23 protein-coding genes are annotated in these 23,270 nt (G+C 43.4%); 8 read left to right on the top strand and 15 right to left on the bottom strand.

The features are described from left to right. Positions 1 to 99: 99 nt before the first annotated feature. Positions 100 to 939 (bottom strand): YihY family inner membrane protein, encoded by an 840-nt coding sequence (locus ICN28_RS09045; protein ID WP_216288052.1) that lies wholly within the window; start codon positions 937 to 939, stop codon positions 100 to 102. 26 nt (positions 940 to 965) lie between these two features. Here ICN28_RS09045 and wrbA point away from each other — a divergent pair, with 26 nt between their 5' ends. Genes wrbA through ICN28_RS09030 form a run of 3 tightly spaced genes read left to right on the top strand, consistent with a single transcriptional unit; the run spans position 966 to position 3,568 of the window. Then, entirely contained in the window at positions 966 to 1,595 is a 630-nt protein-coding gene (gene wrbA / locus ICN28_RS09040; RefSeq protein ID WP_216288046.1) for an NAD(P)H:quinone oxidoreductase, read from the top strand. Between the two features lie 40 nt (positions 1,596 to 1,635). Next, complete coding sequence (locus ICN28_RS09035) at positions 1,636 to 2,088, top strand: DUF2069 domain-containing protein (protein WP_216288043.1); 453 nt, start codon at positions 1,636 to 1,638, stop codon at positions 2,086 to 2,088. A gap of 52 nt (positions 2,089 to 2,140) precedes the next feature. Beyond that, complete coding sequence (locus tag ICN28_RS09030; RefSeq protein WP_216288041.1) at positions 2,141 to 3,568, top strand: FAD-binding oxidoreductase; 1,428 nt, start codon at positions 2,141 to 2,143, stop codon at positions 3,566 to 3,568. Between the two features lie 67 nt (positions 3,569 to 3,635). Here the strand turns inward: ICN28_RS09030 and ICN28_RS09025 are convergent, their stop codons facing one another. After that, positions 3,636 to 3,986: a winged helix-turn-helix domain-containing protein gene (locus ICN28_RS09025; RefSeq protein WP_216288040.1), complete on the bottom strand. Its 351-nt coding sequence runs from the start codon at positions 3,984 to 3,986 to the stop codon at positions 3,636 to 3,638. A gap of 389 nt (positions 3,987 to 4,375) precedes the next feature. Here ICN28_RS09025 and ICN28_RS09020 point away from each other — a divergent pair, with 389 nt between their 5' ends. Further along, positions 4,376 to 6,604, top strand: coding sequence for an NADP-dependent isocitrate dehydrogenase (locus ICN28_RS09020; RefSeq protein ID WP_216288039.1), 2,229 nt, complete (start codon positions 4,376 to 4,378; stop codon positions 6,602 to 6,604). 66 nt (positions 6,605 to 6,670) lie between these two features. Here the strand turns inward: ICN28_RS09020 and ICN28_RS09015 are convergent, their stop codons facing one another. From ICN28_RS09015 to ICN28_RS08990, 6 genes are all read right to left on the bottom strand, one after another. Continuing rightward, the gene (locus tag ICN28_RS09015; RefSeq protein ID WP_216288038.1) at positions 6,671 to 7,252 is read right to left on the bottom strand and encodes a heme-binding protein; all 582 of its coding nucleotides are present in this window, start codon (positions 7,250 to 7,252) and stop codon (positions 6,671 to 6,673) included. A gap of 84 nt (positions 7,253 to 7,336) precedes the next feature. Beyond that, positions 7,337 to 7,771: a hypothetical protein gene (locus ICN28_RS09010; protein WP_216288037.1), complete on the bottom strand. Its 435-nt coding sequence runs from the start codon at positions 7,769 to 7,771 to the stop codon at positions 7,337 to 7,339. A 70-nt stretch (positions 7,772 to 7,841) separates the two neighbouring features. Continuing rightward, positions 7,842 to 8,105, bottom strand: coding sequence for a DUF1488 family protein (locus ICN28_RS09005; protein ID WP_216288036.1), 264 nt, complete (start codon positions 8,103 to 8,105; stop codon positions 7,842 to 7,844). A 61-nt stretch (positions 8,106 to 8,166) separates the two neighbouring features. Continuing rightward, entirely contained in the window at positions 8,167 to 8,700 is a 534-nt protein-coding gene (locus ICN28_RS09000) for a hypothetical protein (protein WP_216288035.1), read from the bottom strand. Between the two features lie 91 nt (positions 8,701 to 8,791). Next, positions 8,792 to 9,886 carry an alkene reductase gene (locus tag ICN28_RS08995; RefSeq protein WP_216288033.1) on the bottom strand — a complete coding sequence of 365 codons (1,095 nt, stop codon included), beginning with the start codon at positions 9,884 to 9,886 and terminating at the stop codon, positions 8,792 to 8,794. 74 nt (positions 9,887 to 9,960) lie between these two features. Then, positions 9,961 to 10,686, bottom strand: a complete 726-nt coding sequence (locus tag ICN28_RS08990) for a 1-acyl-sn-glycerol-3-phosphate acyltransferase (RefSeq protein WP_216288031.1) — start codon at positions 10,684 to 10,686, stop codon at positions 9,961 to 9,963. A gap of 86 nt (positions 10,687 to 10,772) precedes the next feature. Here ICN28_RS08990 and ICN28_RS08985 point away from each other — a divergent pair, with 86 nt between their 5' ends. From ICN28_RS08985 to ICN28_RS08975, 3 genes are all read left to right on the top strand, one after another. After that, positions 10,773 to 11,636 (top strand): UDP-2,3-diacylglucosamine diphosphatase, encoded by an 864-nt coding sequence (locus ICN28_RS08985; protein ID WP_216288029.1) that lies wholly within the window; start codon positions 10,773 to 10,775, stop codon positions 11,634 to 11,636. Then, positions 11,633 to 12,649: a glycosyltransferase family 1 protein gene (locus ICN28_RS08980; protein ID WP_216288027.1), complete on the top strand. Its 1,017-nt coding sequence runs from the start codon at positions 11,633 to 11,635 to the stop codon at positions 12,647 to 12,649. Before ICN28_RS08985 ends, ICN28_RS08980 begins: the two co-directional genes overlap by 4 nt. Before the next feature lie 235 nt (positions 12,650 to 12,884). Then, the gene (locus ICN28_RS08975) at positions 12,885 to 13,637 is read left to right on the top strand and encodes a GNAT family N-acetyltransferase (protein WP_255536218.1); all 753 of its coding nucleotides are present in this window, start codon (positions 12,885 to 12,887) and stop codon (positions 13,635 to 13,637) included. A gap of 59 nt (positions 13,638 to 13,696) precedes the next feature. Here the strand turns inward: ICN28_RS08975 and ppx are convergent, their stop codons facing one another. Then, on the bottom strand, positions 13,697 to 15,244 hold the full coding sequence (gene ppx / locus ICN28_RS08970) for an exopolyphosphatase (protein ID WP_255536200.1): 1,548 nt from the start codon (positions 15,242 to 15,244) through the stop codon (positions 13,697 to 13,699). Between the two features lie 124 nt (positions 15,245 to 15,368). Here ppx and ppk1 point away from each other — a divergent pair, with 124 nt between their 5' ends. After that, positions 15,369 to 17,453, top strand: coding sequence for a polyphosphate kinase 1 (ppk1, locus tag ICN28_RS08965; protein ID WP_216288023.1), 2,085 nt, complete (start codon positions 15,369 to 15,371; stop codon positions 17,451 to 17,453). On the opposite strand, the gene phoR is transcribed toward ppk1, so the two are convergent. From phoR to pstC, 6 genes are all read right to left on the bottom strand, one after another. After that, positions 17,433 to 18,755 (bottom strand): phosphate regulon sensor histidine kinase PhoR, encoded by a 1,323-nt coding sequence (phoR, locus tag ICN28_RS08960; RefSeq protein ID WP_216288022.1) that lies wholly within the window; start codon positions 18,753 to 18,755, stop codon positions 17,433 to 17,435. The genes ppk1 and phoR overlap by 21 nt on opposite strands. Positions 18,756 to 19,152: 397 nt before the next feature. Next, on the bottom strand, positions 19,153 to 19,863 hold the full coding sequence (phoB, locus tag ICN28_RS08955) for a phosphate regulon transcriptional regulator PhoB (RefSeq protein ID WP_216288021.1): 711 nt from the start codon (positions 19,861 to 19,863) through the stop codon (positions 19,153 to 19,155). A 2-nt stretch (positions 19,864 to 19,865) separates the two neighbouring features. Then, entirely contained in the window at positions 19,866 to 20,570 is a 705-nt protein-coding gene (gene phoU / locus ICN28_RS08950; RefSeq protein WP_216288019.1) for a phosphate signaling complex protein PhoU, read from the bottom strand. Positions 20,571 to 20,611: 41 nt separating this feature from the next. Beyond that, complete coding sequence (gene pstB / locus ICN28_RS08945; protein ID WP_216288017.1) at positions 20,612 to 21,400, bottom strand: phosphate ABC transporter ATP-binding protein PstB; 789 nt, start codon at positions 21,398 to 21,400, stop codon at positions 20,612 to 20,614. A 3-nt stretch (positions 21,401 to 21,403) separates the two neighbouring features. Next, positions 21,404 to 22,261: a phosphate ABC transporter permease PstA gene (gene pstA / locus ICN28_RS08940; RefSeq protein WP_216288227.1), complete on the bottom strand. Its 858-nt coding sequence runs from the start codon at positions 22,259 to 22,261 to the stop codon at positions 21,404 to 21,406. A gap of 2 nt (positions 22,262 to 22,263) precedes the next feature. Next, on the bottom strand, positions 22,264 to 23,250 hold the full coding sequence (pstC, locus tag ICN28_RS08935) for a phosphate ABC transporter permease subunit PstC (RefSeq protein WP_216288015.1): 987 nt from the start codon (positions 23,248 to 23,250) through the stop codon (positions 22,264 to 22,266). Positions 23,251 to 23,270: the final 20 nt, after the last annotated feature.

Here is a 23,270-nt window from a genome sequence, read left to right as displayed (position 1 = left end):
TCTTAACTTTAGTCTATCAGCAGTTCAGAACAGAGGCTAGAAAGTTTTAATTAGTGCTTACCCTCCCTTTTCAACTTGATGAGGGGTATGACTCTTTCATCACTTGGAGCGCTCCCAAGCTCTCACAATCGGCATATTGGCCACGATGGTGGCGCCCGCTAAGGTCACCCACCAAGTCACATAGATCCAAACTAAAAAGAGCGGCAAGATGGCAAAAGCGCCATAAACCGTTTTATAGATCGGGAAATTAGCCGCAAACCAAGCAAATCCAAACTTGGCTGTCTCAAAAACCATACCAGCCCAGGCGGCTCCCCATAGAGCATCCGACCATTTAACCTTTTCATAAGGCAGTATTTTGTAAACCAAAAGGAAAGAGAGGATCGACAGGATGATAGGGAATACAGCCGCCACAAAATTAAAGCCCAGGCTCAACGGTCCAATCCACCCCTTAGAGGCGCTCAAGATCATGGAGCTTAAATAGATGCTCAAGCCTAACAACAGAGGGCCCAAGCCAGTTGCCACTAAATGAATGCCGATTCTTTTAAAGAATGGCCGAGGATTTTGCACATTCCAGATGCGATTAAAGGCATTCTCAACGGTAATTAAAGTGAAAAAGATACCAATGATCAAACCAACAGAACCAAAAATGGTTAACCCTTTGGCCTTTAAGGCAAATTGATTCAAATAGACCAGAATGGGATCGCCGATATTCCCTGGAATTAGATTAACGGAAAGCCAGTTCTGAAAAGAACGCCTCAAACTGAGAAAGCCAGGCATCACTGCCAGCAAAGCAAAGGAAACAGTTACCATGGGCACAATCGACAAAATAGTCGTAAAAGAAAGGCTGGCAGCCATTTCATTGATACGACCTACCTTGGCGCGTTGGCGCATGTAGCTAAAAAAATCGAGAATAGAGTCTTTATGACGAATTACTTGCACGGCTCTATCATAAGCAAGTTAACTAAATGAGTACAAATTTTATGAACAACACGCCTACAAAAAGTGTCGATATTTTGGTTTTGTATTACTCCAGGAATGGAGCCACTCGTCATTTGGCAGAACTTATTGCTGAGGGTATTGAAAGTGTTCCAGGCGCTAGCGCAAGACTAAGAACAGTCCCAGCCGTTTCGGCGGTGTGCGAGGCAAGCGAATCCGATATTCCAGACTCCGGCCCTCCTTATGTTGAAAATAAAGATTTAGAACAGTGTGCCGGTCTAGCACTCGGCTCGCCAACACGCTTTGGCAATATGGCTTCTGCGATGAAGTACTTTTTGGATAACACTACCCAGCAGTGGTTGTCCGGTGCCTTAGCAGGCAAACCCGCTTGCGTCTTTACCAGTACTGGCAGCATGCACGGCGGTCAAGAAAGTACCCTTTTATCAATGATGATTCCGCTCTTTCATCATGGCATGGTGATGCTAGGATTGCCTTATAGCCATCCAGAACTGATGAATACCCAAACCGGCGGATCGCCTTACGGTGTCACGCATTTTGCAAAAGCAGATGGTTCAGCGCCGATCTCTGCCGATGAGAGAAAGCTCGCCATTGCCCAAGGTCAACGCTTGGCTCAAGTGGCCCTGAAATTGGCACAGTGATTAAGACCACCCATTAATAATTATTGAAAGCGCGCCTGACATGACCACTCCAATCCATCTAGAACAAGCCCTTCAACCCAAACCACATTGGCGTTTGGTGGCTTGGTGGTCTTGGTTTGCCTTAATTGTGTTGTGCATTTTGTGGGAGGCTGTTTTAGCCCCCATCAAACCAGGTGGCTCGTGGGCTGTGATTAAAGTCATGCCACTCCTATTTGCTCTTAAAGGTATTTGGCAAGGCCGAAACTACACCATGCAGTGGTCATCCATGCTGGTGATGCTTTATTTCATTGAAGGTGTGGTGCGATTGAATGACCCGGGCTTATCTAGCTATTTAGCGGCACTGGAAATCATTCTGAGTGTGATCACGTATTTTGCATTGTTGGCGTATTTAAAACCTTTGAAGAAAGTAGCCAAGCAGAAAAAATTAGAGCTTGAAAAGCTCGAGCAGGAGCAAGCCGCCAAGGAAGCGGCAGCTCGGGACCTGAAGAATTAAACTATCAAAAAGTTTGCATTAATAAAACTAGAGAAATTCCAATGAGGAAGACATGTCACTCACCGATCAAGAATTAATTAGCCATTTACAAAGCATCGTTGGTGCTGAGCAAGTCATCACCGCCCCTGCTGATTTAGAACCGTACTTGATCGATTGGCGCAAACGCTATCGCGGCCAAGCCATTGCTGCACTGCGCCCTGCGAACACGCAAGAAGTATCTGAGATCGTTAAGTTGTGTGCCGCGAATCTCATTGCGATCGTACCCCAGGGCGGCAATACCGGCCTGTGTGGCGGCGCCACACCCAACGCAACCGGTCGGCAAGTAGTCATCTCACTGCAACGCATGAATAAAGTTCGTGCAGTCGATACCTCAAATCAAACGATCACGGTTGAGGCTGGTGTTGTATTACAAACGCTACAAGAAGAAGCCGCTAAAGCAGATCGCTACTTCCCCTTAAGCTTAGGTGCCGAAGGTAGCTGCATGATCGGTGGCAATTTATCCACCAATGCTGGCGGAACTTCCGTATTGCGCTATGGCAATACGAGAGAATTGTGTCTCGGTCTTGAGGTGGTTTTACCGAATGGCGACATCCTCAATAGCTTAAGAGGTTTGCGCAAAGATAATACCGGCTACGACTTAAGGGATTTATTTATTGGCGCTGAAGGTAGCTTGGGCATCATTACAGCTGCGGTTATGAAATTATTTCCGATCCCTGTGGCGCAATGGACAGCGCTTGTTGCAACACCAAGCGCCGAAAGAGCAGTGGAGTTATTGAATCGCTTTCAAGCAGGCGCCTCGGCACAGCTCACTGGTTTTGAGATGATGTCCGATGAAAGTCTCGCTCTTTTAAAACATTACTACCCTGCTCTAGCCAGTCCATTAGCTGGTGAAAATCCGTATGAAGTTCTTGTCGAAATATCGGACTATGAGAGCTCAGAACATGCGATGCAGCTCATGGAAAATATCCTAGAAGGCGCTTTAGAATCTGGCTGCGCGAGTGATGCAATTGTTGCTAGCAACATTGCTCAGGCTAGAAAATTCTGGGATATGCGCGAGCACATCCCTCTTGCTCAAGCTGATGATGGCCCCAACATCAAGCACGATGTGTCATTACCCATTTCCGCCATTCCAGCATTTATCAAGACATGCAATGCCCTTCTAAAAACCAAGTACCCGACTATTCGTGTGATCAATTACGGTCACTTAGGTGATGGCAATTTGCACTACAACGTGGCTGGTCCTACATCCGCTGAAACCGAAAGTTTTTTCACGACCTACAGTAAAGAGATTCAAGCGATGGTTTACGCTGAAGTTGAGAGGCTCAATGGCTCGATCTCTGCCGAGCATGGTGTGGGACAGCAAAAGGTGGATTACTTACAAGGTCATCGTGGCAATGCTGCTTTTCACTTAATGCAATCCATTAAAAAAGCGATTGACCCCAACAATTTGATGAACCCAGGGAAAGTCATTAATTTGTGATTGCCATGATTGTGAAGTCATAAAAAAACGCCACATCTGTGGCGTTTTTTATTAATGAACAGACTTCTTATTTAGAAGTTGCCTCAATCATGCAGTTTGAAATTTGAGAAAAGTACTTCAAAGCATTTTCAGTAGGTTCAATGTATTTTTTGCGACCATCAGTCTCAATCACATAGGTCACCATGTCTTTGTCGCGCAACTGCTTCAATCGAGCATGCAAGGTCGCTGGAGAACCAATTTCACGCTTAGCAATCGCATCACTAACTAAAAGGCGCTCACCTTGCTGCCATTTAGAGGCGACTTCGTTAAGAAGTTGGTTCTCTGTGGCATCAAGCTTTGGAAAGCTAGGTAGCTCTTCAACTGAACGAACCAAGTTGAGAAAGCGAAAGTAGATTTCTTGTAAATCTTTATTTTTCACTATGAATTTGTCTCCGTTTTGAGGATTTAACTTTCTTTGTATACAAATTATAGGGTAATTTAACAAAAATGACATAAATTTTATAACTACCAATAGAATATAAAATGTTTATTAAAATCATTAACTTAATAAACATTGACTAACCAAATATATCTTAAAAGTTAATCATTAAGCCTTCATTATTGACTCAAAAGCTAATAATTTGGTTTGATGGCACTAATTTGATGAGTTTTTTACAAAACTCTTAAGTAATTTGGTCAAATAAAGATACCTAGTGAAAATAGGTAAGGATAGTCAAAGCTTGAGAGCTTAAAATCACAAAGCTAATTAATGAAAATTAGATGAATTCGCAACAGAGACAGGTCAATCTATAAAAAGAGGAATTATCAATGGCTTCAAAGAAATCAAAGATTGTTTACACGCTCACAGATGAAGCGCCCTATTTAGCAACCGCATCTTTTTTACCGATCATTCGCACCTTCACAGCACCAGCTGACATTGAAGTCGTTGAGAGTGATATTTCAGTAGCCGCCAGAATTATTGCCGCCTTCCCAGAAAAATTAAAAGAAGAACAAAAGATTCCTGATAATTTGAGCGAGCTTGGCAAGATGACATTATTGCCAGACACTAATATCATTAAATTACCAAACATCAGTGCTGCCGTTGGCCAGCTTAAGACTGCTATCAAAGAGTTACAGTCTCAGGGCTATGACATCCCTGACTATCCTGAAGATCCAAAAACAGATGCTGAAAAAGAAATTCGTCAACGCTACTCCAAGTGTTTAGGCAGTGCGGTGAATCCAGTTCTACGTGAAGGCAACTCCGACCGTAGAGCTCCAGCTGCAGTGAAACGTTATGCTCGCAAGAACCCGCACTCTATGGGCAAATGGAGTCAAGCATCTCGCACGCACGTCTCGCACATGCATGGTGGAGACTTCTACTCCAGCGAAAAATCAATGGTGATGCCAAGTGCTTGTAACGTTCGCATGGATTTGGTGACCAAGACAGGTAAGACGATTGTTCTAAAAGAAAAGATAGCTCTTTTAGAAGGTGAAATCATCGACAGCATGTACATGAGCAAAAAAGCCTTGTGCAAGTTCTACGAAGATGAAATTCAAGACGCGTATGAAACACGTGTGATGTTCTCTCTTCACGTAAAAGCCACAATGATGAAGGTGTCTCACCCGATCGTATTCGGTCACGCTGTGAAGATTTTCTACAAAACAGCTTTTGATAAGCATGCTGCCTTGTTCAAGGAGTTGGGTGTTAATGCCAACAATGGTTTAAGTAGCGTTTATGAAAAGATTGCTTCACTACCAAGTTCTAAGCGTGAAGAAATCATCAATGATTTGCATGCTTGCCACGAGCACCGCCCAGAATTGGCGATGGTTGACTCAGCCAAGGGTATTACCAACCTTCACTCCCCTAACGATGTGATTGTGGATGCTTCAATGCCTGCCATGATCCGTATTGGCGGCAAGATGTGGGGTGCGGATGGTCGTCCAAAAGATACTAAAGCAGTAATGCCAGAAAGTACCTTTGCTCGTATCTATCAAGAAATGATCAACTTCTGTAAAACACACGGCAACTTCGACCCAACCACGATGGGTAGTGTGCCAAACGTGGGCTTGATGGCCCAACAAGCAGAAGAGTACGGTTCACATGACAAAACATTTGAAATCCCTGAAGCAGGTGTTGCTCGTGTTGTCACCATTGATGGTGAAGTATTGCTCGAGCAAAACGTTGAAGAAGGCGATATCTGGCGTATGTGCCAATGTAAAGATGCCCCAATCAGAGATTGGGTCAAATTAGCCGTTACTCGCGCACGCCAATCTAATACGCCAGCCGTATTCTGGTTAGATGAGTACCGTCCACACGAAAATGAGTTGATCAAAAAAGTAAATCGCTATCTCAAAGATCACGATACAACGGGTCTTGATATCGAGATCATGTCTCAAACTCGTGCGATGCGTTATACCTTAGAACGCATCATCCGTGGCAAAGATACGATTTCTGTAACAGGTAACATTTTGCGTGACTACCTCACCGACTTGTTCCCAATCCTAGAGTTGGGTACGAGTGCCAAGATGCTTTCAATCGTGCCATTGATGAATGGTGGTGGCTTGTTTGAAACTGGTGCAGGTGGTTCTGCTCCTAAGCACGTTAAACAACTTGTTGAAGAGAATCATTTACGTTGGGATTCTTTAGGTGAGTTCTTGGCTCTGGCGGTTTCAATTGAAGATATTGGTATTAAAAACAACAATAGCAAAGCCAAGTTGTTAGCCAAGACTTTAGATGAAGCAACAGGTCAATTGCTTGAAAACAGAAAATCGCCTTCATCACGTACCGGCGAATTGGATAACCGCGGTAGCCAGTTCTACCTCGCTTTGTACTGGGCACAAGCATTGGCAGCACAAACTGAAGACAAAGAACTTCAAGCGCACTTCGCGCCAATGGCTAAGCAATTAGCCGAAAATGAAGAGAAGATCATCAGTGAGCTCAACGCATCCCAAGGCAAGCCAGTAGATATCGGTGGTTATTTCAAGCCGGACACCAAGAAATTGGAAGCGGTGATGCGCCCAAGCGCGACATTGAATGCGATCATCAGCAGCAAGTAAGTAGATCCCTCATGAAAAAAGCCGGAAGTTTAAAGGACTTCCGGCTTTTTTATTTGGTTGATCGTATTACTGAACGGGAATCATCACTTCATTTCTTCGCCACCAAGGTAAGGTCCAAGGAGGGTTATAACGAGCCAACTGTGCTGGCCCCACTGGAATAAGATTTTCTTGTTTCATCCAAGCTTGCAACTCTTCTGTTCTTAGCTTTAATTTTTCATCATCAACCCAACCTGAAAAAGTAATGAGGGCCACTTTCTTAGCCTTCAACTCTTTGATCTGCACTTGCGAGTTTTTAGGCTTAGGCAGTGTGGCCATGCGATAACTGCTAGGCATGATGAAATAAAGTACCCATTGGCGCTTATCCGATTGAGATGCGGTTTGCTCGACTACAACCGGTGCAGTCATAGCAATTTTCTCTGACTGCTCTTCAATGACCACAGGGGCTGTCATGGCAATCTTTTCAGACTCATTGGATTGTTTTTGATTGTTACCAAAGATGTAGTCAGCCACTAATCGAAAGCCTTTATTAGAAGCCTCACTCAGCGTGCCCTCAACGGTGACTTCCGCAATTAATTGAGCTTGATAGTGACGAATTTCAAATGGTTCTAACTTTTTAATCACTTGAAAGCTTGGTTCTTCAGTTGCCATAGCGGTCGGAGCCTTTAAGCCAATGAAGGCGATAAATAGCGCAAAGATGTAAAAAAGGTTTTTTTGTAAGATCATATTTTTATATTACTTTTCATTAATGATGAAAGTGCTGACCTTCTCACCTTCGCGGTGATAAAAGACGTGCACATCAATTCGATTGGCTTTAGACAGTTTCTCTAAGGCTTCCATGCGCCTTACAAACAAGATAGCTGTTTGTTCCGGATACGACATGAACTGCTCAGCATAAACATCGATGGATTCGCCATTGATCTTTAACGCACGGATATCACGCTTGAAGTATTTATCTTTTTGAACAAAGATCAAACGCTTCATGTATTTATCCAAAATCAATTTATGACCCTGATCATTTATTTTGAAATAGTAGGTTTTAACTTCACTACCTTTGACGCCAGAGTCATCGGCAATCTTCTCCACTTCCCATTTGGCATGGGCCATAGAGCTGATACCTAGAATCAGCATTAAGACGATGGCATGAGTGATCTTTTTAAAATAAGACATCAAGACTCCTGATCAAGGCTTCAATGACAAACTGCCTTGCTTAATGGCTTTTGAAAAGCCTCAGTTCTTTTTACACTTGAATATCATTGGTGAAGATGCTGACCACGCCATTGGTCACTAGACCTTTGAGAATCTTGGCTTCAGCTATCGATAACAGCTTGAGTTTATGGGCTTCAAATTGCTGAATGGGATCAGACTGTAAATTATCCGACTCAATGTCTTCAATCGCCTCATATGTAAAGTGGCATTGCACTTCTTTACCATCCACATGAGCCAAGTAAATAACACCGTCATCTTCTGCTTTAAGGGCAGGACCTATAAATTGAATATTCATACGATGATTCTACTCTTTATAGCCAGTAGAGCATCACAGTTAATCATTTGATTGCGCTATATCAATGTCGATGAGTGGAGTGGTCATGACCCTTAGATGGCTCCGAAGCAGCGGGTGCCGCATGATGATTAGCGATCGGATGGTTATGGAAGTAAATACCGGCATAGATGGACACCCCAATCACCATCAAGGAGCTTAGGATGCCATAGGTCAGGATCTTTCTAATGGCTCCAGAGCCTGCTAAAGAGCTTTTATCTGCCATCAAGTACAAGGCCACCAAACTCATCACAAAGCCAACAGGCACAACCCAAGAACTTCTTTCTGGAGAATCCGGGAAATGCTGCAACCCGCCGGTAAAGAATCCCAAACCAATTGATGCCACGACGCCAACAGCTAATAAGTTTGTCCAAGAATGCTCTTTATCTGGATGAGCATACTTTTCTAGAACTCCACCAATAAGGTAAATCGCAATTCCAATACCAGCAGTAATCAGTGAACGTTGTTCGCTAAACGCACCATGAGTGATGGCTCCAGCGGTAAAGCTAATACCGGTATATTTACAAAGGGTAGAAATATGGTCTAAGGAAAAATTCATGGATGAATTGAAACATTAAACCAACAAGAGTGCTATGACCTTAGAGCCAGTAAGGTAATTAACTCATTACCTTACTGGCTCTAAAGGATTTTTATCCCATAGCCGGGTAATCGATGTAACCCTCTGGACCTGGTGCGTAGAAAGTATTCGGATCAGCCTCATTGAAAGGCGCGTTCGCTTTCAATCGTTGAACCAAGTCAGGATTTGAGATGTAGAGTCGGCCAAATGACACCGCATCGACTCTTCCTGTTTCAACCGCATCAATGGCCATCTGACGATCGTAACCGTTGTTCGCAATGTAAGTGCCCTTGAAAGCTTCTCTTGCCCATTGATAGTCAAAGCCTGGTACATCACGTGGACCACCTGTAGAACCTTCAATAAAGTGGATAAAAGCAATACCGCGTTGATTCAATGCTTTAACTAAATGGCCAAAAACAGCTTGTGGCTTGCTATCAGTGATGTCATTGAATGGCGTTACAGGAGATAAACGGATACCAACACGCCCAGCACCAATTTCTTTAACCACAGCATCCACAACTTCCAATGCAAAGCGGCAACGATTTTCAATCGATCCACCATAGTTATCCGTGCGTTGATTGGTACCATCTCTTAAAAATTGGTCAATTAAGTAACCATTAGCACCATGGATTTCAACGCCATCAAATCCAGCGCGTATGGCATTGGCAGCCCCTTGGCGGAACTGATCAACTACTTGGGCAATCTCTGCTTCTGTTAATGCATGTGGCGCCGGTATATCGACCTTACCATCATGGGTATAAGCCACCACATTCGGCGCTATGGCTGAAGGAGCAATCGGTTCAAGGCCACCCGTTAACCCTGGATGGGTAATACGACCCACGTGCCAAATCTGAGCAATGATTTTTGAACCGGCATCATGAACTGCTTTGGTAATCAATTTCCAACCCTCGACTTGCGCATCGGAATAGATACCTGGCGTTGCCATATAACCTTTACCAGCAGGAGCAACTTGAGTTCCTTCGCTAATAATAAGGCCAGCATTGCTGCGTTGAAGGTAGTACTCGATATTCATAGGGCTGCCTGGAATATCGCCAGCAGCTTCTTCTGCACGGCAACGCGTCAAAGGCGCCATCACAACACGGTTAGCCAATTCAATATCGCCGATACGAATAGCTTGAAATAATTTTTCTGAATGGTTGTTTGACATAAGGAAACTCCGATTTATTTTTTGTTTATTTTTACTATTTTATTTTTGGCGATTTTGTTATCAGCCTGAAGACCTTAATTGTAGTCTTGAAATGAACCTGCTTGCAGGATCGCTTGCCTAGAGGACTCGGCCGTCTTTTGGCGAGAGTCGAGAGCCAACTGAGGTTCACATAACTCGAGGTGCGCCACAATTTGATCAGATTGCATAATGAGCTTGATCGAATCAATCAAACCCATGTCACCGATGAAAGCCGTACGATCAGAATAACGATCGTTTTCTTGATAGCGAAGTGCAATCGGTAAAATTTTTATTTCTGAATGAGCTATGGCTTCAAATAAATTACTTCTAAATTGCAATAATTGACGTCCATCACTGGAAGTTCCTTCAGGAAAAATACAAACTGGCTGATCTTTCTGAAGATGCCACTTAATCTCTTGAATAACTCTTTTTAAATCAGATAGCTTTTCTCTTTTAATAAAGATGGTGCCAATCATTTTGGCAATCCAACCAAAGATAGGCCAACTAGCGACATCTGCTTTTGCAACAAATGTAACTGGTCTAACAGAATTGATCACATGGATATCCAACCAAGAAATATGATTCGACACCATTAAAAATCCATGTTTAGAGTTTAATAACTCTTGATCACCAGCAACTATTACTTTAACTTTTAGTATTTTTAGGAGTTGTTGCGCCCAAGATTGGATCATCAAGGCTCTGGTACCTTGGCTAATCACTATAAAAAAAGGGAGTCGCACGAGTGCGCCAAGAACATGAAGGATAAGCAGTAGAGATTTCATGCCTCAAGCATCTCATATGACTGTGTCATCAATATGACACAGATCTGACATCTTAGTTTCAAATAAGTCGGGCCCAATAGGCTCTCATGAACCAATACAGAGCGATTTGGATTTCCGACGTCCACCTAGGCACATCAGGCTGCCAAGCGAACTACCTCTTGGACTTTTTAAAACACAATGAGGCTGACAAGTTTTATTTGGTTGGCGACATCATCGATGGTTGGCAACTAAAAAAACGATGGTACTGGCCTCAATCACACAACGATGTGGTTCAAAAGTTACTTCGTAAGGCTCGCAAAGGCGCAGAAGTTATATTTATTCCAGGCAATCACGACGAAATGGCTCGTCAATTCTTTGGTATGAATTTGGGTGATATTCGCATTGAAGAAGAAGTGATCCATGTGATGGCAGATGGCCGAAGATTATGGATCACTCACGGCGATTTATTTGACAGCGTGATGCAATATGCCAAATGGCTGGCCTACGTCGGTGACACACTCTATACCTTCATTCTTTGGGTCAATGGTTGGTTCAACAAGATTAGAGCTCGTATGGGTCTTAACTATTGGTCACTCTCTCAATATCTCAAGCACTCCGTCAAAAATGCTGTGAGCTTCATTGCTGATTTTGAAAAAATCATGGCTCGTGAAGCCCGCATTAGAGGGTGTGACGGTGTTGTCTGTGGTCATATCCACAAAGCGGAGATCCGCATGATTGATGACATCCTCTATTGCAACGATGGTGACTGGGTCGAAAGTCTAACGGCCTTGGTAGAGGACATGAATGGTGAACTGAGAATTGTTCACTGGCCAAGGATCCTAGAAGATAAAAAGGAACAACTTAGCGTCAATATTGATGTTGAAATCAATCAAACCATGATCTCGATGCATCCAACTGCACGAACAGATCACATAGAACATAACAATCAAAAAGAGGTGGAGACTGTATGAAGATTATGATCGTAACGGATGCCTGGGAACCACAAGTTAATGGCGTGGTGAGAACCCTCAAACAGACCATGCATGAACTTAAAAAACTAGGTCACGTGATTGAAATGATCACTCCCCTAGAATTTAAAACGGTCCCTTGCCCTACCTATCCTGATATTTCTTTATCGCTATTCCCTAGTAAAAAAGTGAAGCAAAAAATGGCTGCCTTTAATCCAGATGCGATTCACATTGCTACAGAAGGTCCATTGGGCATTGCTGCCAGATCGTATGCTCTTAAAAATAAGCTTCCCTTCACAACGGCCTACCATACTCGTTTCCCAGAATATGTTAAAGCCAGAACGGCTATCCCACTTGCTGTCACATATAAGTTTTTACGTTGGTTCCACGATCCTTCTTTGGCATTGATGGCTCCGACAGAAGTCGTAATTAAAGATCTGAAACACTATGGCTTTACAAACACCGTTCTTTGGACAAGAGGAGTTGATCTCGATATTTTCAAGATGCAAGAATCTCGAGTGCTTGAATCCGAACCTCCGATTTTCTTATGTGTGGGGCGCGTTGCTGTTGAAAAGAATATTGAAGCTTTTTTAGAGCTGAAACTACCAGGATCAAAGTGGGTGGTTGGTGATGGCCCCGCATTGGAAGGCCTCAAAAATAAATACCCGCATGTGAACTACTTGGGTGTTTTGCAGCAAGAAGAATTAGCCAAAGTTTATGCCGCTGCAGATGTATTTGTGTTTCCAAGTAAAACAGATACATTTGGTTTGGTTTTATTGGAGGCTATGGCTTGTGGGTTGCCTGTTGCAGCGTATCCAGTGACTGGACCTATTGATGTTTTAGGCGACTCGGATGCTGGCGTCATGCGCGAGAACCTCCAAGAAGCCTGCTTGCTTGCTTTAAGAATACCTAAGGAATCCGCCAGAAAACATGCGGAGAAGTTTTCATGGAAAGCAGCGAGTGAACAATTCTTGGAGCACTTAAAACCCAAGACCAGTCATACAACTGTCAATTAATAGTCATCTTTCTGACATATAGATTATTTACATTACTTCATATGAATAAGACAAAGACGGAGGTGACCCAATGAAAGATCTACCAAACCCATGGCTATCACTCACTAGCTCGCTAACTAAATCTGAAATAGTTAAAACAAGCATGAAAAAAAATCCATTCCATAAAATCATTCAAGAGAAAATTGCTCGCTTAATACCCGCTGGCGGATCTCAGAAATCTACAGCCCAATCTGAAATGGCTGCACCAGCTGTTCACACAGACTCTTCTAAGCAAAGCCCTATCTCGATCAGCTGGGCTCGTCATCAAGATGAAGTACGTGAAGCTCAACGTTTACGCTACAAAGTGTTTGCTGAAGAAATGGGTGCCACGTTAAAACCTTCTCAAGAAGGTTTAGACGTTGATATTTTTGATGATTTCTGTGAGCACTTGATCATTCGTGACACAGAATCTTTAAAAGTGATCGGTACATACCGTGTGCTACCGCCGCACCAAGCTAAACAAATGGGCTGTTTTTACTCAGACTCGGAATTTGACTTAACTCGTTTACGCCATCTACGTCACAAAATGGTGGAAGTGGGTCGTTCTTGTGTTCACCGTGATTACCGTTCTGGTGGTGTGATCATGGCGTTGTGGAGTGGCTTAGGGCAATACATGAAAAAGAATGATTACGAGATCATGTTGGGTTGCGCTAGCGTTCAAATGGGCGATGGTGGCCACTATGCTGCCAGCTTGTCCACCCTATTGAACTCCAACCACTTAACTGATATTGAATACCGTGTATTTCCACGCTTGGCTTTACCGGTTGAAGAATTAAATAACCAATTGGATGTAGACCCTCCTGCTTTGATCAAAGGCTACTTGCGTTTAGGTGCTAAGGTTTGCGGCAACCCAGCATGGGATCCTGACTTCAATACTGCAGACTTCCTCACCATGTTGCGCATGGAAGATATCCACCCAAGATATGCCAAGCACTTTTTAGGTCAGTAATTCAGCAGCCTGCTTGAAACATAGATCAACAAAAAAGGAGCCCTTCAAAGGCTCCTTTTTTATATCAGTTCAATTTGGTATTCACGGCCAATTTTTTGCCAATCAGCCGATTCTTTCTCTAGACCAAATTGAGTGAGTGGGTTCTTCTTAGACCACTCTTTGGAAACTTTCAGTAAAAAGCCTCCTTCAATTTCTTTGACAGAAATATCAGGAATACCTTCGTCATCTCGTCTACGGCAGATGACGTGTGCCAACCTTAGGCAAAACAACATGCGCCAATCAATATAGGCCGAACCAACTGAAATCTTACCTAATTTGCCGGTGTGTCCCAGCAACAATGCTGCCAATCTCGCTTGATCCAATCTTGAGAAGCCCGGCATATCGGCATGAGAGGCAATATAAGCCGAATGCTTGTGATAGCCGTTATGAGTGATGCTTAAACCAATCTCATGAAGTTTGGCTGCCCAAGAGAGAAGGTGTGTATTGTCTTTACGATCTTCATTTTTAGGCTTAGGAAACTGCTCTAAAAAGTAAACAGCGACATCACTTACTCTTTTCGCCTGCTGTCGATCTATTCCATAACGCTGCATGAATTGCTCAACCGTCACAAAACGCATGTCGTGATGCTGGGATCGACCCATCAGATCATAAAGCACTCCCAAGCGCAAAGCAGCTTCAGTCACTTCCATCCGTTCGATATCTAATTCTTCAAACGCAGCAATCATGATGGCTAGCCCACCTGGTAGTACAGGTTTTCGATCGCCTTTTAAACCAATCAAATTCGAGCGATCAATGAATTCGCTATCTATTAAAGATTTTTTAAGAAGCTGCAAGGCTTCCTTCGTAATGACACCACCCGCACCATTAACGGGAAGATCATGAGGCACGCCATCGAATCCGTTTTGGGCAATTAGCTCTGCAATCGCTCTTGCAGTTCCAGAAGAACCAATTGATTGCTTCCAGCCCATTTTTTTAAATTGTGACGAAATTGCTTGAATTTCTCGTCGGGCTGCCGTCTGAGCTTGCTTGAAACTGTGAGCATCGACCAAGCCATTCGGGAAGTATTCTTGGCTATAGGAGACACAGCCGATATAGAGTGATTCAAGTAACTTAGGTTCATAACCTTCACCAATGATGAATTCTGTTGAACCACCACCGATATCCAATACGAATCTCTTGCCATCGCAGGTAGGTGCATCGTGGGCTGCTCCAATATAAATAAGACGCGCCTCTTCTCGGCCTGCCACAACTTCAATCGGGAAACCCAATAGTTTTTCAGCTTCCTTAATAAAAGCGTCGGCATTACGAGCCACGCGCAAAGTATTGGTAGCTACGACCCTCACCTGTTTGGTATCAAAGTTTCTAAGGCGATCGCCAAATCGATGAAGTGCCTTAAGTCCTCTGGCAATGGACTTCTCATCCAATCGTTTATCTTCAGTGAGACCCGCTGCCATACGAACCGATTCCCTGAGCGTATCAATCGGTTGCACTTGAGTGCCCGAGGCTGACTTAATGACTCTTGCAATCACCATGCGAAAACTGTTCGACCCCAGGTCAACAGCAGCAACGAGCTCTTCTTTGGCAGGAGTTAAAGGGGTTAATGACAAGGTATTGTTCTTTTTTAATTATTTTTAATCTCAATAGATTATGACTTTATTATGACATTGTGATTACAAGCTAAATTCACAAAAATGTCATCTATTTGACATCTTTCATAGTCAAACTAGAGCTATGTCATCAAAGACCCCATTATTAAACCGTGAACTAGGCGTGCTTGAGTTTAACTCTCGCGTACTCCAACAAGCAGAAAATCCAAAAACTCCTTTGCTCGAGCGCTTGAGGTTTGTTTGTATCGTATCAAGCAATATGGATGAGTTCTTTGAAATCCGTATGTCGGGTATCAAAGAGCAGTTAAAAAGTAATCCTAAAGGTAAAACAGCGGATGGCATGTCCATCACGACTGCCTACGATATCGTTGCTCAAAAAGCACACGACTTGGTAGAAAGAAAATACCAACTTTTAAAAGACGACATTCTTCCCAAAATTGCAAAGCAAGGCATCACCTTCCACACGCACGATGAATGGACAGTGGCACAAAGAAACTGGGCAAAAGAATTCTTCAATAGTGAATTGGTACCGCTGTTAACGCCTATTGCCTTAGATCCAGCACACCCATTCCCTAAAGTCATCAATAAGAGTCTTAACTTTTTTGTTACTTTAGAAGGGCAAGATGCATTTGGTAGAAGCGCTGAATTAGCGGTTGTTCAAGCGCCACGATCACTTCCTCGCGTGGTGATGATGCCCAAGAATTTATCAGGAAATACACAAGGCTTTGTGCTGCTCTCTTCTTTTATGCATGCCTTTGTACCGGAATTGTTCCAAGGCATGAAGGTCACAGGTTGTCATCAGTTTAGAGTAACTCGTAACTCGGATTTATTTGTTTCCGAGGATGACATTACGGATTTACGTGCAGCTCTTCAAGGCGAATTGCCCTCTCGCCATCTGGGCGATGCCGTTCGCTTAGAAATCAAATCCGACATGCCTCAGTCTCTTACTGATTATTTATTAGAGGTTGAGAATCTCCACCCTGAAGATTGCTATCGCGTCGATGGCCCAGTTAATTTAGTACGTTTAGTACAAATCCCAGATTTAATTGATCGACCAGACCTCAAGTTCCCAGATCACATTCCTAAAAAATCGGTGACTTTAAATTCTGGAACGGACTTGTTTGAACAATTGTCACAGGAAGACATTCTTTTACATCATCCGTATCAAAGCTTTGATCCCGTATTAGAACTACTCCGATCCGCAGCAAAGGATCCCCATGTTTTAGCCATCAAGCAAACTGTATACAGAACTGGAGATCAGTCTTTGGTGATGGATGCCTTAATGGAAGCAGCTCGTAACGGTAAAGAAGTGACTGTTGTTGTAGAACTCTTAGCTCGTTTTGACGAACAAACCAATATTTCTTGGGCGGCTAAGCTAGAAGCTGTTGGCGCGCACGTGGTTTATGGTGTGGTGGGTCATAAGTGCCATGCCAAGATGCTATTGGTGGTTCGTAAAGAGCTTATTTCGGGCGTTGGTCGACGCAAAGATAAGACTATATTGAAACGATACGGTCATTTAGGTACCGGCAACTACCATCCAAAAACAGCCAAGCTTTATAGTGACTTTGGTTTGATGACTTCCAATCCTGATATTTGCGAAGACATGCACCATGTTTTCATGCAACTAACTGGAACAGGTCGTCGAACGGCACTTAAACAGCTATGGCAATCACCTTTCACCATGCATGATCAGTTAATCGCGCATATTCAAGCAGAAGCGAAAGCAGCAAAGGCCGGCAAAAAAGCTCACATCATTGCGAAGATGAATGCCTTATTGGAGCCAACGATCATTCAAGAGCTCTATAACGCATCACAGGCTGGCGTGAAGATTGATTTAATTATCCGAGGTGTTTGTGCGCTCAAGCCAGGTGTGCCAGGTTTATCAGAGAATATAAAAGTGAGATCGATCATCGGTCGGTTCTTAGAACATCACCGTATTTACTATTTCTACGCTGATGGCGAAGAAGTACTTTATTTATCATCTGCGGACTGGATGGATCGCAATCTTTTCCGTCGTGTGGAAGTCGCATTCCCTATTCTCGATAAGAAATTGAAAGCCCGTGTCATCAAAGAGGGTTTGAAGATGCTGCTCAGAGATAACAGCACAGCATGGCAAATGAATTCGGAAGGGGCTTACGTTCAGCTCAAGCCACGTGCAGGCGTGACACCTTACATCGGACAGAAAGAATTAGTTCAACTTCTCGTTTAAGTTCTTGTCAGAACTCAAGCGAGATTTGGTGAGGATTAAAGAAAAGCGACTACCCTCACCTAAAACCGATTGAATTTTTAATTCACCCTGGTGGCGATTGATAACGTGCTTCACAATCGCCATACCCAAACCGGTTCCACCGGTTTCTCTCGAACGACTGCGATCAATCCTATAAAAACGCTCGGTTAAACGCGGGATATGCTCTTCGGCAATACCTGGCCCTGTATCGGTAACTGAGAATTCAGCACCATGATCGGTGTTTTCCCAAACCACATCAATCTTGCCACCCTCAGGCGTATAGCGTACCGCGTTGAATACCAAATTACTGAATGCCGAATACATCTCAGCCTCATCGCCTAAAATGTTTTTATCTGTTCTATTGGTCAATGTGATCTGATGTTGTCCTTGAGATAGCCCCTCAGCGTCTAGCTTGAGTTTCTCTAACAATTTAGCCATCGGAATAGCCTGAGAGATCGGTGGTTCAGGGTTACCCTCTAGCTTGGCCAAGGTTAGCAAATCATCCACAATTGTCTTCATGCGGCCTGTTTGAATACTCATCAATTCAAGATAACGATCTCTATCTTCAGGGCTTAATTCCAACTCTTGAACAGTTTCTAAAAAACCAGCCAGAACAGTCAATGGGGTTTTTAATTCATGTGAAACGTTGGCGACGAAATCTCGTCGCATCGCATCTGTTTTTTCAATCTGTGATACATCTTGAGACAGAATGAGTTTTTGTTTATCGCCGTAAGGAAATATCTGCACATCTAAGGTGTACTCTTCAAACAAGCCCATATTGGTTAAACGAATCGGATCCCGATAATTCTGGCGAAGAATATATTGCACAAATGCCGGCTTACGGAGAATGTGCGTGATGCGTTGCATGGCATCGCGTCTGGCATTTAAACCAAAGTGTGCGCCGGCAAATGCATTGCACCACTCCATTTGGTCCTCTTCATTGAGCATAACCACACCATTGGGTGAAGCCTGAATAGCCTGAATAAAACGTTGGTGTTGCTGCTCTACCTCAATCACTTGATCACGCCAAGCGCGAGTTAACTTATGTAATCTGTAATAGATTTCACCCCAAATACCCATAGCTCGAGGGATTTCACCATGTTTTGGGGTCAACAGTAGTTTTGATAATTTGGAAGCATGCCAAAGCTGATACGCTAATAAGACCCCTAAGCAGATAACGGCAGTCAACCAACCTGCCGTGCTGCTGACAAGGTCGCCTACCAGCCAAGAAATGACTAAAACAAGGGTCGCTATAAAAAATAAGCGGGTTTGCAATGACAACATACCGCTATCTTAACAAGGCTTGAGAAGATTCAAAAATATTTCAAAAAAGCGACTTAGAATTGTCAAAATTGCCCCCTATGATTCAAAGCATAAGGAATTCGCTTTGACATATATGACTATTAGTAAAACCATCTTTCACCAAGACGCTATTGAGGTTTCTCAAGCGAGTACAAAGCAATCGCAACTGGATTTTATGACCTTCTCTGAAGAGAAGTTCCGACGCGATGTCGTCTACTATGCATTTCTAATAACGAGCTCAAAGTACTTAGAAGTACCTTATCTTCCAAAAAGATTCACTGAAGAAGACCAATAGGCAGAATTAATAAGGATTAGTCATTAAGCCTGTTACAGCCCAAACACCATGCCACTAAACATCAGGAATAGTAGTGACTGAGTTTTACGCTGGAACAGGGTTTTTAGTGAGGCGGTAGCCGCTACCACGAACAGTCTCAATGAGATTTTGGCACTCAGCAGGGGCTAAAGAGGCTCTAAGACGCTTAATATGAACGTCTACAGTTCTTTCCTCAACAAACACATGATCGCCCCAAACTTTATCTAAAAGCTGCCCACGTGAATGAACACGCTCAGGATGCGTCATCAAGAAGTGCAGAAGTCTAAATTCAGTAGGCCCCAAGTCGAGAGTCACTTCCGTGGCCCCATTGCTTGCAGTAACGCGATGAGAGACGGGATCAAGCTTTAAGTGATGGATCTGGACGATTTCATCAGCTAACTGAGGAGCTCTTCTCCTTAGAACAGCCTTAATACGGGCAACGAGTTCTTTCGGAGAGAAAGGCTTGGTGATGTAATCATCTGCACCGGATTCAAGACCAGCAATCTTATCCATTTCCTCACCTCTTGCTGTTAACAAGATAATCGGAATGTCCTTGGTTCGCTCATGACTACGTAATTCTTTAGCAAACTGAATGCCTGATTTACCAGGTAACATCCAGTCAAGCACAACCAAGTCAGGTAGTACTTCTTTCATTAATTGCGATGCTTGATCAGTCTGAAACGCCCTGATGGGGAGAAATCCAGCATGACTCAGATTGACAGCAATTAATTCTGCTATCGAAGGTTCATCTTCAACGATGAGTATGCTGCTTGCCATAATTAGCTATTAGCCTCTTGTGATAACTGCTCGTGAGGGAGATGTCGAACATCTGTACCTTTAACGATATAGATAACAAACTCAGCAATATTCTTAGCATGATCGCCAATACGCTCAACCGCCTTAGCAATAAACAACATGTCTAGTGCAACAGAAATCGTGCGTGGATCTTCCGCCATGTAGCTCACCAATTTACGCACAAAGGCTCTGAATTCTTCATCAATCTGCTTGTCTTCATGAACCACTTCAGCAGCTGCTTTTGTGTCTAAACGGGCAAAACAGTCCAAGCTACGGCGCAATAAAGAAACAGCCATCTGGCCTGATAAACGGATCTCAGCAGTATTGATATTGTGAGATGCGCTATCTTCTAAGATGTGTTTTGTTCTTCTGGCGATACGGTCTGCTTCGTCACCGGCGCGCTCTAAGTTCGTAATGGCTTTAGAAACAGCCATCACCAAACGTAAATCACGAGCAGTTGGTTGACGACGAGCGATAAGCTCCGTGCACAAGGAGTCAATTTCAATTTCATAGTCATTGACTTCACGCTCACGCGCCATGACTTGATCGGCTAAATCACCGTCCAAGTTGGCAAATGCACGCATGGCCATAGCAACTTGTGATTCAACCACACCACCCATCTCAAGCAGCTTTCCGCATACTGAGTTTAGGTCATTATCAAATTGTGACGATAAGTGTTTATCTGGCATTTTTTTCTCCTAATTCTTATTGAGTCGATGGCTTATTTAAATTAACCAAAGCGACCGGTAATGTAGTCTTCTGTCTCTTTACGTTTCGGCTTAATGAAGATCTCATCTGTTTTACCAAATTCAACCATTTCACCCAAATACATATAAGCTGTGAAATCAGAAACGCGAGCTGCTTGTTGCATGTTATGCGTAACAATCGCGATCGTATAGTCTTTCTTGAGTTCATGAACCAACTCTTCTACCTTTGCCGTAGAAATAGGGTCCAATGCAGAGGTTGGCTCATCCAACAACAGGATCGATGGTTTCACCGCTACACCGCGCGCAATACATAAACGTTGTTGCTGTCCGCCCGACAAAGATAGACCGCTTTGAGTGAGTTTATCTTTCACCTCGCCCCATAGAGCAGCTTTGGTTAACGACCACTCTACGCGCTCATCCATTTCTGAACGGGATAAAGACTCATACAAGTTCACACCAAAAGCGATGTTGTCATAAATGGACATCGGGAACGGTGTTGGCTTCTGGAAAATCATACCGATTCGAGAACGGAGCAAGTTCAAATCTTGCTTAGGATCAAGGATGTTTTTTCCATAAAAGTTGATTTGACCTTCAGCACGCTGACCAGGATACAAGTCATACATACGGTTTAAGGTCCGCAATAAGGTTGATTTACCACAACCCGATGGTCCAATAAATGCTGTCACATGCTTTTCAGCAATATCTAAATTGACATTTTTAAGACCCATAAATGAACCGTAATAAAAATTAAGGTTTCTAATTTCAAGGGCATTTTTTAAATTAGCCGGCGCAGTTTGATTTGTAGCGATCATTTTTTATCCTTGAACTTTTTCTCTAAACACCACACGCGTGATGATATTTAAACCGAGAACTACTAATGTGATGAGTAAGGCAGCGCCCCAAGCTAGATCGACCCAATTGTCATAAGGGCTCATTGCAAATTGGAAGATCACGACTGGCAAGTTAGCCATTGGCGCATTCATATTGGTTGAGAAGAACTGGTTGTTCAACGCAGTAAACAACAAGGGTGCTGTTTCACCACTCACACGCGCCAATGCTAAAAGAATGCCGGTGATCACACCGCTTCTAGCCGCTGTTAGTGTCACGCTGTAGGCTACCTTCCATCTTGGCGCACCCAAGGCATAAGCTGCTTCACGCAAACTGCCAGGAACCAATTGCAGCATATTCTCTGTAGTTCGAACAACCACAGGAATAGCGATCAAGGCCAAAGCAATCGTGCCTGCCCAGCCTGAGAAGTGTTTGACTTGAGCCACTAGCACAGCATAAATAAACAAACCAATCACAATCGACGGTGCTGACAACATGATGTCATTCACAAATCGAGTAATTGAAGCAACTTTGCTCTTTGCACCATACTCCGATAAGTAAATGCCAGCCATCACGCCAATCGGTGTACTGATCAATGTACAGCTCACCACGATCATTAAGCTACCCACAATCGCATTGGCTAAACCACCACCCTCAGATCCTGGCGCTGGTGTACTTTGCGTGAACATATTGATATCGATCGCTGAGAAACCTTTAATAAAAAGGATGCTCAAAATCCAAAGAAGGAAGACCATACCTAAAACCATGGCGCCCATGGATAGTGCTAAACCAATCCAATTACTGCGCTTGCGCTTGGCGTAAATAGCAGGGTTTTTAACATTCATCATTATGTTTTTCTCCCTTGACTAGCTTCCATTCTTGCAAGCATTAACTTCGCTAAGGCTAGAACTACAAAAGTAATCACGAAAAGTGCTAAACCTAATGCAAATAATGAAGAGTAATGAAGGCCCGGCTCTGCTTCACCAAATTCGTTGGCCAATGTTGAAGCAATCGAGTTACCTGGCGAGAATAAGGAAGCTGAAAGCTTGTGGGCATTACCAATCACAAACGTCACCGCCATCGTTTCACCAAGAGCGCGACCTAAACCTAACATCACACCACCAATCACACCTGTCTTGGTATAGGGTAGAACAATCTTGTTTACCACTTCCCAAGTTGTGCAACCCATGCCATAAGCAGATTCTTTTAGAACAGGAGGAACAATTTCAAAAACGTCACGCATCACAGATGCGATAAATGGCAAAACCATCATGGCTAGAATCAATCCAGCACACAAAATACCAATACCGTTAAATGCACCAGCAAATAAGTAATGCAACCCAGGCACCTGACCTAATGTATTCGCCAAAGCAGGTTGAATATATTCAGCAAATAATGGGGCAAAAATAAATAAACCGAACATACCGTAGATGATAGACGGCACCGCAGCCAGAAGCTCTACAGCAGTTCCAAGCGGTCTTCTTAGGCGCATAGGGCAAGTTTCAGTTAAGAATACAGCAACGCCAAAACTTAAAGGGACTGCAATCAAAAGTGCAATGAGCGCACTCACCACCGTACCGAAGATAGCGATCAAGCCGCCGAATTGACCATTAATAATGTCCCACTCGATCGTGAAAAAGAATCCAAGTCCAAATTCACGCAAGGCTGGCCACGCATTAATAATCAAAGAAATGATGATGCCGATCAGTGCCAATAGCACGGTCATAGCAAAAAATAAGGTTGACTTGTGAAAGATGAAATCTTGAATCCTTTGAATCTTAAGGATTCTTTCAGCTTGCGGGGTCAACATGTCAGATAACTGACTGGTATCCATATATATCCTAGTATTAAAGG

The organism is Polynucleobacter sp. 30F-ANTBAC, from assembly GCF_018882385.1.
In the GTDB taxonomy this organism is placed as follows: Bacteria; Pseudomonadota; Gammaproteobacteria; order Burkholderiales; family Burkholderiaceae; genus Polynucleobacter.
This window is presented reverse-complemented; position numbering and strand designations above follow the sequence as displayed.